The sequence below is a fragment of the Vibrio sp. ZOR0018 genome (genome assembly GCF_963865925.1).
GTDB lineage: Bacteria > Pseudomonadota > Gammaproteobacteria > Enterobacterales > Vibrionaceae > Vibrio > Vibrio anguillarum.
Window position 1 is genome coordinate 98334 of record NZ_CAWMCN010000123.1, and the last position, 18225, is coordinate 116558.

Sequence of the window (18225 nt, forward strand, 5' to 3'; positions counted from 1 at the left end):
TGAAATGTTGTGATGGAAAATGTTGGTGCAAGGTTCTCTCTTACACCAACATTCATTTTGTGCTCAACCGATTTGTTGTGTCGTGAGCCGATCACTGACTTATCGTTCTTTAACGACGAAACGAACGGTTACGTGCGGAACGCTCTTTATGGGCAGAAGCCGCTTTAGCCTGTGAGTTTAAAATGGAATCAACCGTCAGCTCCATTGGCTCTTTAGGTTTGAGGCCATGTGGGAAAGTGCGCGCGCGCGGTGGCAGATCATATTCTTCAGCTGAAGCGCGTGGCATACGTTTAAAGCGATATAGGTAGAAGTTTTCTACTTTCTCTCTCGCCCAATCGGTTTTATTGAGATATTTCACGCTGCTGGCAACCGATGGGTTGGTATGGAAGCAGTTAAAACGCATTGCCGTATCGAGAATATCCCAACCGTAAAAATCCACTAGTTCTTGCAGTAATGTTTCTAACTTAAGACCGTGTAATGGGTTATTTCTTTGTAATTCAATTCTTTCTTCTTCAGTCATCATAACGAGTTCCTAAGTAGTTCACTAACCGAGGCCAGCAGGGGTGTATGGTTTTCGTTGGTTTTTTATTCAAACAACGTGGCATCACGAATGATCATCTCTTAACACGCTAGTTGAAGGGGCCGCATTCTAACAGAATTCAGTGACCCTCCCTAAGATTATCGTGCGGAAGATCAGCGTTGTTTGATTGGTCAGATTTTTCTGCGTTCAATAAAAAGGACATAGCGCTTAAAGAGCTTGGATTGTCGTCTTTACACAGATTTACTTGTTACTTCATCTACTTTACGTTGTGATTGTTACTCTTAGATAACCTTTCTATTTAAGTGGTTATTGTGATGAGCAGAGTAAGCAAAACGGTATTGATTGTGATGGTGGTTGTCTCGGTATTATGGATGCAAGCCGAGCCAATGCTTTTGGTGTCTGAAAACCTCTTCAAGTGGCGATCGGCTTTTATCCAGTGGTCAGGCATTTTGGCCATTGTGGCGATGTCATTGGCTATGGTGCTGGCGCTTCGTTTGCCCCTTGTTGAGCAGTGGACACAAGGAATCGATAAAGGTTATCGGATACACAAATGGCTGGGCATTTCGGCCACGTTGCTTGGTTTATTTCACTGGCTTTGTTACCAGATACCGAAATGGATGATTGCACTTGAGCTCCTGACTAAACCTAATCGGCTCAATGGCTTTGGTCCACAGGGGAACTTGTCGAGTTTTGTGCTTTGGGTAAAAGAGATGCGCCCGATGGGGTTAGCCATTGGCGAATGGGGGTTCTACTCATTATTGCTGTTGGTGGGTGTATCACTGTGGCTAACCATTAAATACAAACCGTTTCGCTTATCGCACCGTTTGATGGCGGTGGTGTACCTTTTGCTGGCTGGGCATTCGGTATTATTGTTGAAAAAGGCGTATTGGGACTGGCCGATTTATTGGTTAGTGTTGATGTTTATTGCGCTTGGCTCCGCGGCAGCAATCTACAGTTTGTTTGGATTTGTGGGCCGAAATGCACGTTATTCAGCGAAGATTAGCGCATGCCACTACTGCGCAGCGAGCCAAACGTTAGATTTAAGAATTAAGATGGAGAAACCTTGGCCCGGGCATAAAGCAGGGCAGTTTGCCTATTTGAGTTTTGTTGGCGAAGAGCCACATCCGTTTACTATTGCTTCGTACAATGAGGCTAATGAGCTGCGATTTTTGATCAAAGAGCTCGGCGATTTTACCACAGGCCTTTATAAGAGAATTACCGTGGGTGAGCCGATTGAGGTCGAAGGTCCATATGGACGATTTGAGTTTTATAGTGATAGGCCACAAGTCTGGATTGGTGGCGGTGTCGGCATCGCTCCATTTATGGCTGGGTTAGATTATTTACACACGGTAAAAGCGCATCCGGCTACTTATCTGTTCTTCTGCTGCCATCATGCAGAGCAAGCCCTGTGTGATGAGCTTAAGCAGAAAGCATTGCGTGCAGGTGTCTCCCTCACAGTGATTGATTCAAGCATTGCGCCGCATTTGTCTGCCGAGACTATTGCTCGCCAGTGTGGTGATTTACGCGGTTTTGAGTTTTTCTTTTGTGGTCCTGTTGCGTTTTCACGGACTTTAAAACAGGCGTTGAAGCCTTACCATGTAGACGTTGAAACTCAGTTCCATGAAGAGTTGTTTATGATGCGTTGAGCATTTGTTGTGAAATGACCAAGCCCCATGTTTTCTAAGAATTACAGCACGAATGACAGCATGAACAACAGATAGTGACCTTGCGAAAAAGAATAGATAAATCAAGTCACTTACTTGAATAAAATTCATATTGCAGTTCAATGTTATTCACTATGATCTTGCTCACAGTATGCTTCAATGGCACTGACCAATAAAGCATTATGGATACGATATTATGAGCAAATTAACCCTTCTTGATGGTGGTATGGGGCGTGAATTAAAAAGAATTGGCGCTCCTTTTTCTCAGCCACTTTGGAGCGCGCAAGCGCTGATTGAATCTCCACAACATGTTCGTTTAGCTCACCAAGGATTTATTGATAGCGGTGCCGACATTATCACGGTGAATAGCTATGCGTGTGTCCCTTTTCACTTGGGCGAGTCACTATATCAAACCGATGGTGCAAGGTTAGCGAACTTAGCCGCGCAGATTGCTGCGGAAGTAGCACAACAGTCAGAACGTCCGATTTTAGTGGCGGGTTCTATGCCACCGGCTATGGGAAGCTATCGGCCTGATCTCTTTCAAGCCGAAGTCGCACGAGCGATTTCACTTACTTTGTATCAAGCACAAGATCCTTATGTGGACGTCTGGTTAGCGGAGACGATTGCCAGTTTAGAAGAGTTGAGCATGATCCAATCGGTGTTTGCCTCATCAACCAAGCCTTGCTATTACGCACTGACTCTGAAAGATGACACTAATATCGCACAATTGCGCTCTGGGCAGTCAGTGTCTGAAGCCGCAGAACAAATCTGTTCTGCGGGTGGGGCGGGTATTTTCTTTAACTGCTCAATACCCGAGGTGATGGCTGATGCCATTCAACAGGCGAAAACGGTGTTGGAAGGCCGAGCGCAAAAGATTGAAATCGGCGTTTATGCAAACAGTTTCACTCCGATTAAATCGGATCACGCCGCTAACGAAACCGTACAAGCCATGCGTGAGTTTAGTGCAGAAGATTATCTCGCATTTGCCAAGCAGTGGTATGCCCTCGGTGCAACCGTGATCGGCGGATGTTGTGGCATCACCTCTCGCCATATTCAAGCACTTTATGAATGGAGGCGCAGTTTTGAAAAATCTTAATTATGGGTTGGCTTTTCCTGCGATTGCGTTAGTGCTTGTTTTGTTAACGGTATCTGCGCTTTATCCAGCCACCTCTCAAGCGATGGCGGCGCAAGCTATGGGCTGGGTGAGCCACTGGTTTGGCTGGTTAGTACAGATGGCAAGTTTGGCGTTAGTAGTTTTTTTACTGTGGCTGGCGTGTTCGAAATACGGCCGCATTCGTTTAGGTGAAGAAAAAACCGAATACAGTAATTTTTCTTACGGCGGGATGATTTTTACCGCTGGCGTCGGGGCGTCACTCATTTACTGGGCGATAGGTGAACCGATGTATTACTTACAATCACCGCCGTTATTTGCTGAGCCTAATAGTTATCCTGCTGCGGCATGGGCCGTTACCTACTCTATTTTTCATTGGGGCATTACAGGCTGGGCGATTTACTGCTTTCCAGCGATTCCGTTTGCTTACGCATTTTATGTACAAAAAAAACGCACGTTAAAAGTTTCCAGTTTGTGTTCTTCGGTAGTGGGTGACCATCCTTTGGTGGCAAAAAGTATCGATCTATTGTCGATTTTTGGTACGTTGGCCGCGTTTGCTAGCTCGCTGGCCTTAACTGTGACCTTGGTCAGCGCCGGTGTGGCAGAGCTGTTACAGATTGAGAATAGCCTTGGCTTACAAGGCACAATTATTGTGCTTTTTGTGGCTGCGTTAGTGGTTGTGATGGGGGTTGGTTTTAATCAAGGTATCAACATGATTTCTAACTGGACAGTCAGCATGGCAGTGTTGTTTGCCCTGTTTGTATTATTGGCGACTCAACCTTCTTTCATTCTTAATAGTTTCACTGACTCGCTGGGCGTGATGTTGGATAATTTCTTTAGAATGTCATTGTGGACAGACCCTGTTCAGCAAAGTGGTTTTGCACAAGGCTGGACTCAGTACTATTGGTTTTGGTATTACGCGTACTTGATTATGATGGGCCTATTCATCACGCGAATTTCTCGTGGACGAACGATTCGTGAAGTGGTTTTGTACACCATCTCGATGGGCGCTTTGGGTTGTGCATTTTTTATCTCCATTTTTGGTGGCTATGCGGTGTGGGCTCAAATGCTGGGCGGTTTACCCGTTCAGGGCTGGATGGCAGAAGGTGGCTTAACCTACGCAGTGGTTTTATTGATAAAAACCTTGCCTGGGGGAAATGGGGTGCTTGGGCTATTTCTGCTCATTCAGTTTTTATTGATGCTGACCACTATGTCCAGTGCGAGTGTTGCGACGGCGATGCTCACCACCAATGAATTGGCTTTGAATGGTGATCCCGATAATCGAGTAAAATTGCTTTGGGCCTGTGCGATTGGGCTGATCAGTTTAAGTGTATTTTTGGCTGGGGGAGGGATTGAAACCATTAAGTCGCTTTGTGTGGTCGCAGGCCTTCCTATGATGTTCATTTACGCCATCATGCTCAAAACCTTTTTACATACTTTAGGCATTTTGCCCAATCAGCATAAGCGGGAATCTGATCAAGAGCCCGTGTTAATGAAAGTCACTTAAAGCAAGCCTTAACCTTATAGCGTTTAGCAAAACAAGCCAGCACGATGAAGATGCTGGCTTGTTGTATTGAAAGAAGACCAATGACTCTCTTTGAGGTTTAAATATTATTGAGAACCATGGAATGGGTCGAAAGTGGGGTGAAGTCGATCATCACATAGCTCTCTTGTTCGTTGACGAAGAGCGTCAGCGTTTGTTGATTTAGCGGATCGAATAAAGTGTGCTCACCACAGGTTAACTGCCAATAAGTGGTCAATGCTTTAGGTAAATGCAGTTTTACGGTTTTGCCACTTGTGGCACTGAAGTTCGCTGCGATGATCAGCTTTTGTGACGGGTTAGAGCGAGCAAAGGCAAATAAGTAATCTTGTTGGTCGGAGAAGTGTTCAACATTGGCGGCGTACAGATCATGATATTCACCGGTCAGTGCGGGGCTCTGTTTGACTAAATTCAGTAATGTTGAGTAGAAATGGCGCAGCTGCTTCTCGCTCTCGTTTAATTGGCCGCCATCAAATGCGCCGTTATTCATCCATTTTTGGTGTTGTGGAACACCGATATAGTCAAAAATAGAGGTGCGAGAAGGCTGGCCAAAGCCGGCATGTTCCGCTCCCGGTTCGCCCACTTCTTGCCCAAAATAAAGCAAGGTTGGTGAGCTGGATAAACAGGCTGAAATCAACATGGCTGGGCGTGCTTTATGTGCTTCCCCTGCAAATTCAGGCGAGGCAATTCTCTGCTCGTCATGGTTTTCCAAGAAATGCAGCATGTGATGCTCAATGTCGCGCAGTTGATATTCAATACGACCAATCTCTTTGGTAGAGCCGTGTCCTTGCATGATGGCTTTGAGACTATCGTAAAGGTCGACTTTGTCGTACAGATAGTCCATTTTCCCGATCTGGATGTAATCGCGGTATAAATCTGGCTGATACACCTCTGCCATTAAAAAAGCATCGGGGGTGTGTAGCCTAATTGCCGAGTTGAGATAGCTCCAAAATTCAATCGGTACCATTTCGGCCATATCATAACGAAAGCCATCCACGCCTTTATCGAGCCAATAAAGAGCGATATCCCTAAATTTACGCCATGAATCCGGGACACTTTTGTCTTGCCAGAAAATGGCGTGTTCAAGGTGAGATAGGAAACGGTATTGCTGCGGAAGCTCGGCAAAATCTTTGCCTCCATCAGGTTTGATGCCGTAGTTTATTTTGACGGTTTCATACCAATCATCGATGTTCGGCTTGGCTAAACGAGATCCATTGCCTGTCCATTTTGCGGGGTGTTCGTAAAACGGGGTGGCTAAATCTGGGTGGCATTCACCGCCCAACGGTAGCAATGAGGTGGGCATATCTGGCAGTTTAAAGGAGGTGTCGGGTAGGTAATAGAAGTTATTGTCCCTGGCGTATTGCACACTGGTATCATCATTTTCACCAAAATCATTGACTCCGACAGGGTTATTGAGCCCTTGATATTGGCGCGCCACGTGGTTAGGGACAATGTCGATGATGACTTTCATGCCCGCTTGGTGTGTACGCTTAATCAAGGCTTCAAATTCGTGATTACGCTGAGCTGGGTCGTCGGCTAAATCAGGGTTTATCGAATAGTAGTCTTTAATGGCGTAAGGCGAGCCCGCTCTACCTTTGACAACACTTGGGTGATCATTCTCTATTCCCCATGCACGGTAATCACCCACCAGTGCGTGATGTAAAACACCAGTATACCAAATATGAGTGATCCCAAGTTGATGAATTGCATTGAGTGCATCGTCAGTGAAGTCACTTAATTTACCGACGCCATTTTGTTCTTTCGTTGCCCAAGGTGTGTTGCAACAGTTTGTATTACCGAATAAGCGCGTGAAAACTTGATAGATAGTGTATTTGTTGTAAGCCATAACGTGTCAACCTAAGCGATGATGGGATGCGAGAAATAGGAGATGAGTTGCAGGCTAATAGAAGTTGATGAAGACAGAATCATCCTTGAGTAGTGATTTTGGGGCGTAGAGAGAAAGAAGGCGTAAAAGTGTGATGCGGGAATGGTTTAGTCAACAAAATCCCACCGGGCGGTGGGATTTGTAAAAAAGCATTATGCTTATGAGCGTTTTTCTTGTTTAGGGCGAGGGCTACGACGCGGTGCACTTGAGTGCTCGTTATCACGCTTTTTCAAGTGGTAATTTAAAATGGAAATAGGCACGTCTTTTTTCGGTGTGAAACCTTCAATTTCTTTACGCACAAGCAAATGTCCTAAGCGGCTTTCAATCATGCACAAGTTTTTAAAATCATCGCGTGATACGAGAGAAATTGCTTCACCGGTTGCACCAGCACGACCGGTTCGTCCAATACGGTGAATGTAGTTCTCCGCAGGATAAGGCAAGTCGTAATTCACCACTCTTTCTAAGTTATCAATATCAATACCGCGCGCGGCAACGCCCGTTGCAATCAAAAATTGCAGTTTACCTGCTTTGAAATCGGCTAATAATTTTTCACGAACTTCTTGGCTACGGCCACTGTGAAACGCCTCTGCCGCAATGCCACGCTTTTCCAGTTGGCTCGCCAGCTTTGCCGCACCGTGTTTGGTTTCGATGAAAATCATCGCTTGTTGCCATTGGTTTTCAGTAATCAAATGGCTCAGTAGTGCAGATTTTTGATCTTTATCGACAGTGATAATCCACTGCTCAATTTGATTTGGCGTGCGGTTGTAACCAGCGACATCAATTTCAATCGGATCATTAATGGCTGATTTAGCCAACTCGCGCACTGGGCGAGAAAGGGTCGCCGAAAACAGCAAGTTCTGACGGTTTAGTGGCAGGCGATCAACAATTTTATTGATGTCTTCAATGAACCCCATGTCGAGCATGCGGTCAGCTTCATCCATCACCAACACTTCAAGCTCATCAAAATGAACGGCGCGTTGGCCATACATATCAAGCAAGCGCCCCGGCGTGGCGATCAAAATATCCACCCCTTCAATCAAGCGTTGTTTTTGTTTTTGCGAATCGACACCGCCGTACATCGCAAGGCAGGTTAAGGACAGATACTTTGCGTATTGAGTGACGTTCTCTTCCACTTGCAGAGCCAATTCGCGAGTGGGCGCTAAAATTAATGCGCGAACACGTTTGGCGCGCTGAGTTGTTCCTTGACTAAGCATCTGCAAAATGGGCAGTACAAAGCTAGCGGTTTTACCCGTGCCGGTTTGCGCTGCCGCAATGACATTTTTACCCGTCAAAATGGCAGGGATTGCCTGTTCTTGAATCGGTGTTGGGGCAGAATAGCCGAGTTCGTGAACGGCTTTTAAGATTGGATCGCTCAATCCTAGGTTGGAAAATGGCATGCGGGCTCTCAGAGTTAAAAAGTCAAAACAGTTAGCAAGCGATGGCTTTCTCATCGTAAGGCGCTACGCCCTAATACTTTGAGTGCAACTCATCGCAAATTCGGCGCATTCTAGCATGAACTTTTCAAATGCGGTGAGATACCTCAGTGTCAGCGATTGTCTCCTTATTCAGAATAGCGCCTCGTTGCCGAGTCACTAATATGAGATACCAATAAGATTGTTATCAATGAGTGCAGGGAGTTGGATTGGCATCACAGAGCTTTTAGAACAAGTGGGATCTATTTTCGATATATTAACCTTACTTATTTGTCAGGGAATAGATTCATGGAATATCAGCAGCTACCGATTCAGTATACTGTGGTGAGTGCGTTAAAATTAGTCCAAAAAAATTGGCTGACTCTCATGCTGCAATCTTCACCTTTTTTGGTGGTGAATCTCTATTTCACGATTGGTGTTGTTGACTTTGATGATACACAACAGTTGTTCACATTAACGAATGTCATTGTTTATGTGCTTTATACGGTAACGGCGGCGATGGCGACAGTGCGCTTGCATCGTTTGGTTCTGTTGGGTGAAAAATCTTGCCGTTTGAGCACGATTTTTTACTTAAGTTCGTGTGAATTACGCTTTATTGGATGGTGGGCTGCGTTAGGCGCTATGCTGTTTGCCATTCTAATCATACCCATGTTTATCATTGGCTCGCTGGCAAATATAGTGACTATGCCAATGTGGTTAATCCAGATTTGTACCTATGCCGCAATGCTGCCTATTGGCTGGTTTATCTCCCGCTGGTCATTAGTTTTGCCAGCAACAGCACTAGATCATCAACCTAGAGGTTTGAGTGTCGCGTGGCAAATGTCAAAGCCCCACGCCAAAGCACTATTTGTGCTGATAGGTGTGATCCCCATGCTTATCAACGCACTACTACAGCCCTTGTTTAATCTGCATTTTCTGCCATTGACATTACTATTGTCACTCGTCTGGTTAGTGGTTTGTGCGGTTGAGATTTGTGTGTTGTCGCTCAGCTTTCAGTGGATTGTGCAGCGAGAAGCGATTACCCAGAACCAAGAGTTACGCATTCCTGAATTTACCGCTTAAACAAGCCCTGTATTCACACAGGGCTTGATGAGGATTGAACGGTATTACTATTCACAAGGTGGTGATAGGTGGATTAACGCTAAGCCGCCTAACGAGGTTTCACGATATTTCCGATTCATATCTTTCCCCGTCTGGTACATGGTCTCAATCACTTTATCTAGAGAAATTAAGCATTTGCTGGTCCGTTTTAGGGCCATGCGTGAAGCGTTAATCGCTTTCACTGCCCCCATTGCATTGCGTTCGATGCAAGGGACTTGAACTAAGCCACCCATTGGGTCGCATGTCATACCCAATGAATGCTCCATGGCAATTTCAGCCGCCATGCAAATTTGTTCGTTGCTGCCACCTCTTAGCGCGGTCAACCCTGCCGCTGCCATTGAGGAAGAGACTCCAATCTCCCCTTGACAGCCTACTTCGGCCCCCGAAATAGAAGCGTTGGTTTTGTACAAAATACCAATAGCGCCAGCCACGGCGAGAAAATCTTTCAACTGCTTAGTGTCAAGCTCTCGGATAAAGCGGTGGTAATACATTAATACGGCGGGTATCACTCCTGCCGCGCCATTGGTTGGCGAGGTAACCACTTGCCCTCCCGCTGCATTTTCTTCACTGACCGCGAAAGCAAACAGGTTAATCCAGTCCATGATCTCCATTGGGTCACTTTCAATCGCCGCGTTAGCTTCCAGCTTTTTGAGCAGTGCTGGTGCGCGGCGCGTGACATGCAATCCACCTTCGAGAATGCCTTCCGTTTCAAAGCCGCGCTGCATGCAGAGTGACATCACTTTCCAAATTTGATCGGCTTTGTGGTTAATCGTTTCAAGATCATGAAACGCTATTTCATTGCGCAAAACGAGACTGCCTAAACTTAAGCCATGTTTTTCGGCTTTAAAGAGTAATTCATCAGCAGAAGTAAAAGGAAATTCGACCTCCACGGGTGCATTTGCACTACCGTGTTCCAACTCTTTGGCGGTAGCAACAAAACCGCCTCCCACCGAGTAGTAAGTTTCAAAGGCTAACGTTTCTCCTTGCGCTCCAAAAGCGGTAATCGTCATACCATTTTCATGTAAGGGAAGATTAGTATTTTGGAAGAGGAGGTCAGTTTTTAGCTGGAATGGAATGAGCTTTTTTCCCGCTAAATTAAGCTCACCGTGTTCAATAGCATGCGCTAGCGCTTGATTGGCGCTGGTGATTTTGATGGTGTCAGGCTTATTGCCCAGCAGACCTAATATCACGGCGCGATCAGTGTGGTGGCCACGTCCTGTAAGTGATAATGAACCGTAAAGGTCAATCTGCACTCTTGCCACTTGCGTTAAATCAGCAATGATTTGGCTAAATTGATAGCCTGCAATCATTGGCCCATTGGTGTGTGAGCTAGAAGGGCCCACACCAATTTTAAAAATATCAAAAATGGATAACATCGACTTCACCTTGAATGTGACCTGTAATAGGTGACAACTTTGCCTAATAATACCCTAGTCTAGAGCTCAAGTATTTGCTAACGTGCAAAAGTCTAACCAAAAACCATATTATGAGGACTTCGCATGTCGATTTGGGATCAAGTAACACTGCACACTCGCTATGGTGAATTACCCTCGGTTTTTTATTCTCAAGTGAACCCAGCGCCTTTAGACAGCGTGCGTTGGGTTGCTTGGAATGCCTCACTGGCTGGCGATTTGTCTTTACCAACACAACCTAATGATGAGCTACTGCACAGCCTGTCTGGCCAAGTTATTCCCGCGCAATTTAAGCCATTAGCGATGAAATACGCGGGCCATCAATTTGGTATTTATAACCCTGATTTAGGTGATGGCCGTGGGTTACTGTTGGCTGAAATCGAGAGTAAAACGGGGGAAGTGTATGATCTGCATTTGAAAGGTGCAGGGCTTACGCCTTATTCGCGTATGGGGGATGGCCGCGCCGTACTGCGCTCCACTATTCGTGAATACTTGTGTAGTGAGGCGATGGCGGGTCTTGGGATTGCGACCACAAGAGCATTAGCGATGATGAGCAGTGACACGCCTGTTTATCGAGAAAAACAAGAGCGAGGTGCGCTGCTGGTACGTGTAGCGCAGAGCCATATTCGCTTTGGCCATTTTGAACATTTTTTCTATACCAACCAATTAGCAGAGCAAAAGCAACTGGCTGATAAAGTGATTGAGTGGCATTACCCTGATTGCCTCACACAAGAAAAACCTTATGCGGCCATGTTTAGTCACATTGTTGAGCGTACTGCTAAGATGATTGCCGATTGGCAAGCGGTTGGATTTGCCCATGGTGTGATGAATACCGACAACATGTCTATCCTCGGTCAAACCTTTGACTACGGTCCTTTTGCTTTTCTCGACGATTATGAACCGACTTATATTGGCAATCACTCCGATTATCAAGGCCGCTACGCGTTTGATCAGCAGCCGCGTGTGGCGTTGTGGAACCTGTCCGCTTTAGCACATGCATTGTCACCGTTAGTGGAAAGAAGCGATCTGGAAGCGGCACTCGCTCAGTTTGAAGCGCAGCTCGGCCGTTATTTTAGCCAGCAAATGCGTCGTAAATTGGGGTTGTTGACCTCTCTGTCCGGTGATTCTGTGTTGTTTGAGCAAATGTTTGAGTTATTAACCAAAAATCACACCGACTACACTCGCTTTTTCCGGCAACTATCCAACTTGGATCGAGAAGGGGAGCAACCTGTATTGGATCTCTTCATTGACCGCGCTGCCGCTCAGTCTTGGCTTGAACAGTATCTGGCTCGTTGTGAGCGAGAAATCGACAGTTCGGGGAACGCGATTTCGATTGAGCAGCGCTGCGCAGAGATGAGAAAAGTGAATCCGAAATATATTTTGCGTAATTATTTGGCTCAACAAGCGATCGATAAGGCAGAACAAGGTGATTACCAACAAGTGCACCAATTAGCACAATTGTTAGCCAACCCTTATGCCGAGCAGCCGGAAAAGAGTCATTTTGCCCAGCTTCCTCCTGAATGGGGGAAAAAAATGGAAATCAGTTGTTCCTCATAAGTAACGCATTTTGTGATCTCTATCTAGACAGAATTCAAACTTTACATAAATATCAATAATCAAAAAAATGACCTATAGCTACACTAGGCCGATCAGTTGAAAATATGGATAGTGGACATGCAGGCAAGAACGCGCATTCTAGTCGTGGATGATGACGAAGAGATTCGGCAATTATTAGATGAGTACTTGACGAAGTCTGGTTTTGATATCGTCACCACCGCGGATGGCATCGAGCTATTAGCCTATTTGGAACGCAACAGTTATCCCGATCTTATTTTGTTGGATGTGATGATGCCCGGAGACGATGGTTTTACTTTATGCCAAAAAATCCGTCGTCATTCGAACGTTCCTATCATTATGTTGACCGCGGTTTCTGATGAAACTGACCAAATCATTGGTTTAGAAATTGGCGCGGATGATTATGTGGCGAAACCTTTTAACCCGCGTCAGTTAATGGCGCGCATCAAGGCTTTGCTGCGCCGGGTACAAGTCAATGATGAAAAAACAACCGATGCGTTGCCCAAACAAATTACGTTTGGTGATTGGCAACTCGATACCTTGTCACACCGAATTACACATCTAGAGCGTGCCGATGAGCATGACTTGTCGGGCAGTGATTTTGCACTACTGATGCTGTTTTTAACCCGGCCTAAGGAAGTGCTTGATCGCGATACCATCTCATTTGCTACTCGTGGACGTGAAGCGCTCCCTTTTGAGCGAGGTATCGACGTGCAACTTAGCCGTTTACGTCAGCGATTGGGTGATAGTGCAAAATACCCTCACTATATTAAAACCATGCGTGGCAACGGTTATATTCTGGCCGTTCCGGTCAGTTACGGCCATTAAAAATGACGCTAAGACGTCTCTTTTCACGCTTAAAACCCAACTCTCTTGTCTCACGAACACTGCTGCTGACTTTGTTGGCGGTGGTGATAGCGCAGGGCATTGCAACGGCGATTTGGTACAGCCAATCTAAACAAAAAGAGTTGGAAGGGATCAGTTCCGTTTCTTCTAGCATGGCAGGTATGTTTGCTTCCACCGTGACCTTTTTTCAATCACTACCCGTCAAGTATCGGCATATCGTGCTGGATCAAATTCGCAATATGGGGGGAACCCGTTTTTTTGTCTCATTCAATAAAGAGCCATTGACTGTGGAGCCGATTATCGATACGCCGCTCAAGCGAGCTTCAGTCGATGCAGTGAGGGAAGTGTTGCAACAAAAGCTCAATAACGTTGAGAGTATTCAAGTTGAATTTACCAAACCAGAACATTTGCGGTTACTAAAAAACGATATTTTTCTCAGCGACTTACCCAAGTCGTGGGCCTATCATACACTCACACTTGAACCGCTAAACCCGCCAGTGCTGGTGGTGCAAATCGAACTATCAAGCCATGAATGGGTTTACGTGGCGGCGCTACTTCCCGCCCCATACGTGAAACTGGATGACACTCTATTAAGAAAAGAGCAGATCTTATTTCTCTTTTTTTCCACCACCATTTTGTTAGCGTTGACCTACTTGCTTATGCGCCGCCAAGTTCGACCACTGAGAAATTTAGCCAAAGCGGCGAATGAGATGAGTATGGATATTGCACAGCGTCCCTTGCGTGAAGAGGGTGCGACAGAATTGATCACGGCGACCCGCGCATTCAATCGTATGCAGCAACGAATTCGACGTTACGTGGCCGATAGAGAGCATCTGTTTTCGGCCATCTCTCATGATTTAAAAACACCCATCACCCGCTTACGCCTAAGGGCTGAATTGCTCGAAAGCGATGTTAAGCGCGAAAAATTTAACCGCGATCTCGATGAGCTAGAGATGATGGTTAAAGGGGCATTGCAGTGCGTGCGAGATACCGATTTACACGAAAATAACAGCAGTATTGATCTCAATGAGATAATTCAGACGATTGCTGAAGGGTACAACTTAACTCGCCAAGTGGTCCATTTTACGCCTACACAGCTTGAACCGATAATCGCTAAGCCTCTAGCTATTCAACGAGTATTGACAAACTTGATTGGCAATGGCGTGAAGTATGGTCAGCAAGTGTGGGTGAAGTTGGAAGAAAATCCAGAGTGGGTGGTTATCACCATTCAAGACCAAGGCCCGGGGATCCCGATAGATAAATTAGAAGCGGTCTTTGAGCCCTATTTTCGCCTTGCCGATGATGACCAAGGCCACGGTCTTGGTCTTGGAATATGCCGAAGTATTTTACATGGACACGGCGGAGATCTCATTTTACGCAATCCAGCTCATGGTGGTCTGGAAGCACAAGTCTTTATCCCACCTACGTTAGCGGTGTAGTGTAACGCTTTCGTTACGTTAAAATTACGGTTTGTTTCAACGAAAAAAATTTTCTTTGATTAGACTAGTAGGTAAACGATCAGCACTTTAATGGTTAATAAAAGTTTGCGAATCAGGTTGCCGAATCAAAACCAAGGAAGATGATGATGAAATTTCATAACACTCTGCTTGCTTTATCTTTCCTCTCTGTCTCTTTCATCCCTTCGACTCACGCTGGTGAAGTGGAAGTACTCCATTGGTGGACTTCCGGTGGTGAAGCCAAGTCGATAGCTGTGCTCACCGAAATGTTGGAGCAGCAAGGCCATAGTTGGAAAGATTTCGCTGTCGCAGGTGGTGGTGGTGAAAGTGCCATGACGGTATTGAAAACGCGCGCGGTGTCGGGTAACCCACCGTCGGCGGCTCAAATTAAAGGACACGATATTCAAGAATGGGCGGGGCTTGGTTTTCTCACGAATCTTAATGATGTAGCCAAACAGGGTGGTTGGGATGAAGTCGTACCACCGATGATCACCAATGTCATGAAGTGGAATGGCCAGTATGTGGCCGTGCCAGTTAACGTGCATCGCGTCAACTGGTTGTGGGTTAACCCTGCGGTACTGGCTAAAGTGGGTGCTAAAGTGCCAACTACGTTAGACGAGTTTTTTGTTGCGGGCGATAAGATCAAAGCCGCGGGTTATGTGCCACTGGCGCACGGTGGCCAACCTTGGCAAGACGCGACGGTTTTTGAAACGGTGGCGTTGAGCGTTCTTGGCTCACAAGATTACGTGAAAGCGTTTGTTGAGCTCGATATGGCTGTGCTCGCGGGCGACAAAATGGTTGACGTGTTCAGCCAGTTTAAAAAAGTTCATGACTACATTGATGTTAACTCTCCAGGCCGTGATTGGAACGTTGCGACTTCAATGGTGATAAATGGTGAAGCGGCGATGCAGATCATGGGCGACTGGGCAAAAGGGGAGTTTACCGCAGCGGGCAAAGTTGCGGGTAAAGATTACCTGTGCGTGGCCGCGCCAGGTACGGCCGATCAATTTATCCATAATGTCGATAGTTTTGTCTTTTTTGAGCTAACTGATGCAGACAATAAGCAGGCGCAAAAAGCGCTATCCGCCACGATCCTAGATCCTAAATTCCAAGAGGTATTTAACCTCAACAAAGGCTCGATCCCGGTACGCACAGATATGAATATGTCAAAATTTGACCAGTGCGCGTTGGACTCAATGGCGGCCTTTAAAGCGACGGCTAAGTCCAACAACCTTGTGCCCAGTATTGCCCATGGTATGTCGACAACCAGCTATGCCCAAGGCGCGATTTTTGATGTCGTAACGAACTTTTTCAATGATCCGAAAGCGGATCCAAAACAAGCAGCACAAAAACTAGCGAAAGCGGTGAAAGCTGCGATGTAGCCCTAACCCCCAGAGTGGGTAGGTTTTTTAGCCTGCCTGCTCACCCTCTTCTTTTTTGTAGCACACCACTTTCAGTGTGCTACTAACATAATCTGTCGGTTCTAACCAATTAGCGCGCTCTCCGATAAAGAGCTCGGGGGGAGTGCCCAAACTAGGCTTGCTGTTTGGGCGGAGGGTGCGCTTCCTTCCTGTTTCACATTTTTTCGTCATTCTCATCGCCACCCTCTGATGGATTTAGCTGGGTGTCATTTCCCACCCAAAATTCATATTCCTTGGGTCATTTTCTACCCATTTTTGCTTTCTATCATAAGATTCTATGGGTTGTTGTTAACTGAATAGCTGGTGACACCTTATGGTTACTGGCTTGTTAATGGAATGTGTCATGTTGGCTTGTTAATTGCCTTATAGAAAACAACCAGCACCCATTGATGGGGCTGATATGTTCAATCAAGGAGAATAATAATGTTAAAGCCACTGACTTTGCTGACCGCTTCCATTCTTGCTGTAACCAGTTTTAATGCGGCCGCAAATTGCGACCCCGGCGAAATCGTCATTAAATTTAGCCACGTCACGAATACAGATAAGCACCCTAAAGGCATTGCGGCTTCGCTGCTTGAAGAGCGTGTTAATAAGGAGATGAATGGTAAGGCTTGCCTACAAGTTTTCCCTAATTCAACCTTATACGATGACGACAAAGTATTGGAAGCCATGCTCAACGGCGATGTGCAGCTAGCGGCGCCTTCATTATCAAAATTTGAAAAATTCACCAAAAAATTCCGTATTTTTGACCTGCCATTCCTATTTGAGGATGTGGACGCAGTTGACCGTTTCCAAAACTCAGCTGACGGTGAAAAACTAAAGAATTCAATGACACGTCGTGGTGTGAAAGGGTTGGAATTTTGGCATAACGGTATGAAACAGATGTCAGCCAATAAACCTCTATTCGTTCCAGCGGATGCAAAAGGATTAAAGTTCCGTGTGCAAGCATCTGATGTACTGGTGGCTCAGTTTGAGCAGCTTGGTGCAAACCCGCAAAAAATGTCTTTTGCAGAAGTGTATGGCGGTTTGCAAACCAAAGTTATTGATGGTCAAGAAAATACATGGTCCAACATTTACGGTAAGAAATTCTTTGAAGTGCAAGATGGCATTACCGAAACCGATCACGGCATTTTGGACTACCTAGTGGTGACATCAAGCAAGTGGTGGGACAGCCTACCAGCCGACGTGCGTGACCAGTTCGCGACCATTTTAAAAGAAGTCACTGAAGCGCGTAATGCGGAATCAAATAAAGTCGAGCTCCAAAATAGACAATATGTATTGGAAGCCGGAGGCGTGATCCGCACTCTCACACCTGAACAGCGCCAGCAATGGGTTACAACGCTGAAGCCTGTGTGGCAGAAATTTGAAAAAGACATCGGTTCAGATTTGATTGAGGCAGCGCTGGCTTCAAACAAATAATCAGCCTCCAACCCCACCTTGCGTGGTGGGGTTGGACTCAACGCGTTTATTGCTCGTCTCATTGATAACTAACCTGAAGCCGTGCGGTGACCTTGAGTCAATTCCGATAATTACTATGAGAGCGATGTATCACATGGAACACTCTTTTTTCTCTAAAGTCGGCCGATTTACCGATGCGATTGAAGAAATGCTGATTGCATTCTTCTTGGGCTCGATGACCTTATTAACGTTCGTTAACGTTGTTTATCGCTATGTTTTTAACGGCAACATTTTATGGGCATTGGAATTAACCGTGTTCATGTTTGCATGGATGGTACTGGTTGGTGCGTCCTATGGGGTAAAGAAACACTTTCACATCGGAGTTGATGTGGTTATTAACATGGTGCCTGCAACCATGCGAAAAGTGTCTGCACTGGTCGCGGTGGCTTGTTGTTTAACCTTTTCTATTTTACTGCTCATCGGTTCGTGGAATTACTGGTATCCGTTTGCGACTGAGCGTGCTTGGTATGAAACCGACGATATTCCTATGCCGGAAATGCTGCAATTTCTCTCCGATTGGCTCAATGAAGGGGAGCGCTATGAAAAAATGCCGCGCTTTATTCCATACATGGCATTGCCTATCGGAATGGGATTACTCACTTTTCGCTTTTTACAAATCGCCTATCAAATTCTCAGCGGTAAGTTAGACAGAATGATTTCTGGCCATGAAGCCGAGGAAGATCTTGAAGCGCTGAAAGCGGAAATGGCACAAGTGAGCGAGACCATGTTAGAGCCGAACCGCGGAGCGACCCCGCCTATTGATTCTCGCAAGGAGCGTTAA

Annotated in this window: 14 protein-coding genes; 10 read left to right on the plus strand and 4 right to left on the minus strand. The window is 45.9% G+C overall.

All coding sequences use genetic code 11. The annotated features are described in order from the left end of the window. Window positions 1–109: 109 nt before the first annotated feature. Window positions 110–523 (minus strand): VF530 family protein, encoded by a 414-nt coding sequence (locus AACR75_RS14845; protein WP_013857204.1) that lies wholly within the window; start codon window positions 521–523, stop codon window positions 110–112. 332 nt (window positions 524–855) lie between these two features. Here AACR75_RS14845 and AACR75_RS14850 point away from each other — a divergent pair, with 332 nt between their 5' ends. The 3 genes from AACR75_RS14850 to AACR75_RS14860 all read left to right on the plus strand — a co-directional run bounded on the left by AACR75_RS14850 (window position 856) and on the right by AACR75_RS14860 (window position 4823). Next, a complete protein-coding gene (locus AACR75_RS14850; RefSeq protein ID WP_197056811.1) occupies window positions 856–2187 on the plus strand; it encodes a ferredoxin reductase family protein in 1332 nt (443 codons plus the stop codon). Window positions 2188–2401: 214 nt separating this feature from the next. Continuing rightward, complete coding sequence (locus AACR75_RS14855; RefSeq protein WP_047690768.1) at window positions 2402–3301, plus strand: homocysteine S-methyltransferase family protein; 900 nt, start codon at window positions 2402–2404, stop codon at window positions 3299–3301. Next, on the plus strand, window positions 3288–4823 hold the full coding sequence (locus tag AACR75_RS14860; RefSeq protein ID WP_047690770.1) for a BCCT family transporter: 1536 nt from the start codon (window positions 3288–3290) through the stop codon (window positions 4821–4823). Before AACR75_RS14855 ends, AACR75_RS14860 begins: the two co-directional genes overlap by 14 nt. Window positions 4824–4920: 97 nt before the next feature. Here AACR75_RS14860 and AACR75_RS14865 read toward each other — a convergent pair whose 3' ends face one another. Next, window positions 4921–6702: an alpha-amylase family protein gene (locus AACR75_RS14865; RefSeq protein WP_047690772.1), complete on the minus strand. Its 1782-nt coding sequence runs from the start codon at window positions 6700–6702 to the stop codon at window positions 4921–4923. Window positions 6703–6899: 197 nt separating this feature from the next. Continuing rightward, window positions 6900–8138 carry a DEAD/DEAH box helicase gene (locus AACR75_RS14870; RefSeq protein WP_047690775.1) on the minus strand — a complete coding sequence of 413 codons (1239 nt, stop codon included), beginning with the start codon at window positions 8136–8138 and terminating at the stop codon, window positions 6900–6902. Between the two features lie 324 nt (window positions 8139–8462). Here AACR75_RS14870 and AACR75_RS14875 point away from each other — a divergent pair, with 324 nt between their 5' ends. Then, window positions 8463–9236, plus strand: coding sequence for a hypothetical protein (locus tag AACR75_RS14875; protein ID WP_047690777.1), 774 nt, complete (start codon window positions 8463–8465; stop codon window positions 9234–9236). A 47-nt stretch (window positions 9237–9283) separates the two neighbouring features. Here AACR75_RS14875 and AACR75_RS14880 read toward each other — a convergent pair whose 3' ends face one another. Next, complete coding sequence (locus AACR75_RS14880; RefSeq protein ID WP_029189727.1) at window positions 9284–10651, minus strand: L-serine ammonia-lyase; 1368 nt, start codon at window positions 10649–10651, stop codon at window positions 9284–9286. 123 nt (window positions 10652–10774) lie between these two features. On the opposite strand from AACR75_RS14880, the gene AACR75_RS14885 reads away from it, so the two are divergent. From AACR75_RS14885 to AACR75_RS14910, 6 genes are all read left to right on the plus strand, one after another. Beyond that, window positions 10775–12244: a protein adenylyltransferase SelO gene (locus AACR75_RS14885; protein WP_047690780.1), complete on the plus strand. Its 1470-nt coding sequence runs from the start codon at window positions 10775–10777 to the stop codon at window positions 12242–12244. A gap of 117 nt (window positions 12245–12361) precedes the next feature. Then, the gene (locus AACR75_RS14890; RefSeq protein ID WP_026028047.1) at window positions 12362–13090 is read left to right on the plus strand and encodes a response regulator; all 729 of its coding nucleotides are present in this window, start codon (window positions 12362–12364) and stop codon (window positions 13088–13090) included. A gap of 2 nt (window positions 13091–13092) precedes the next feature. Then, window positions 13093–14547 (plus strand): ATP-binding protein, encoded by a 1455-nt coding sequence (locus tag AACR75_RS14895; protein ID WP_047690783.1) that lies wholly within the window; start codon window positions 13093–13095, stop codon window positions 14545–14547. Between the two features lie 146 nt (window positions 14548–14693). Further along, entirely contained in the window at window positions 14694–15947 is a 1254-nt protein-coding gene (locus AACR75_RS14900; RefSeq protein ID WP_047690786.1) for an ABC transporter substrate-binding protein, read from the plus strand. 462 nt (window positions 15948–16409) lie between these two features. After that, window positions 16410–17405, plus strand: a complete 996-nt coding sequence (locus AACR75_RS14905; RefSeq protein ID WP_047690789.1) for a TRAP transporter substrate-binding protein — start codon at window positions 16410–16412, stop codon at window positions 17403–17405. Between the two features lie 133 nt (window positions 17406–17538). Next, window positions 17539–18225, plus strand: a complete 687-nt coding sequence (locus tag AACR75_RS14910; RefSeq protein ID WP_047690960.1) for a TRAP transporter small permease — start codon at window positions 17539–17541, stop codon at window positions 18223–18225.

What these genes read in the sequence shown, in the direction of transcription:
- AACR75_RS14845 (WP_013857204.1), bottom strand. Translation starts at nt 523, where the DNA reads ATGATGACTGAAGAAGAAAGAATTGAATTACAAAGAAATAACCCATTA.
- AACR75_RS14850 (WP_197056811.1), top strand. Translation starts at nt 856, where the DNA reads ATGAGCAGAGTAAGCAAAACGGTATTGATTGTGATGGTGGTTGTCTCG.
- AACR75_RS14855 (WP_047690768.1), top strand. Translation starts at nt 2,402, where the DNA reads ATGAGCAAATTAACCCTTCTTGATGGTGGTATGGGGCGTGAATTAAAA.
- AACR75_RS14865 (WP_047690772.1), bottom strand. Translation starts at nt 6,702, where the DNA reads ATGGCTTACAACAAATACACTATCTATCAAGTTTTCACGCGCTTATTC.
- AACR75_RS14870 (WP_047690775.1), bottom strand. Translation starts at nt 8,138, where the DNA reads ATGCCATTTTCCAACCTAGGATTGAGCGATCCAATCTTAAAAGCCGTT.
- AACR75_RS14875 (WP_047690777.1), top strand. Translation starts at nt 8,463, where the DNA reads ATGGAATATCAGCAGCTACCGATTCAGTATACTGTGGTGAGTGCGTTA.
- AACR75_RS14880 (WP_029189727.1), bottom strand. Translation starts at nt 10,651, where the DNA reads ATGTTATCCATTTTTGATATTTTTAAAATTGGTGTGGGCCCTTCTAGC.
- AACR75_RS14885 (WP_047690780.1), top strand. Translation starts at nt 10,775, where the DNA reads ATGTCGATTTGGGATCAAGTAACACTGCACACTCGCTATGGTGAATTA.
- AACR75_RS14890 (WP_026028047.1), top strand. Translation starts at nt 12,362, where the DNA reads ATGCAGGCAAGAACGCGCATTCTAGTCGTGGATGATGACGAAGAGATT.
- AACR75_RS14895 (WP_047690783.1), top strand. Translation starts at nt 13,093, where the DNA reads ATGACGCTAAGACGTCTCTTTTCACGCTTAAAACCCAACTCTCTTGTC.
- AACR75_RS14900 (WP_047690786.1), top strand. Translation starts at nt 14,694, where the DNA reads ATGAAATTTCATAACACTCTGCTTGCTTTATCTTTCCTCTCTGTCTCT.
- AACR75_RS14905 (WP_047690789.1), top strand. Translation starts at nt 16,410, where the DNA reads ATGTTAAAGCCACTGACTTTGCTGACCGCTTCCATTCTTGCTGTAACC.
- AACR75_RS14910 (WP_047690960.1), top strand. Translation starts at nt 17,539, where the DNA reads ATGGAACACTCTTTTTTCTCTAAAGTCGGCCGATTTACCGATGCGATT.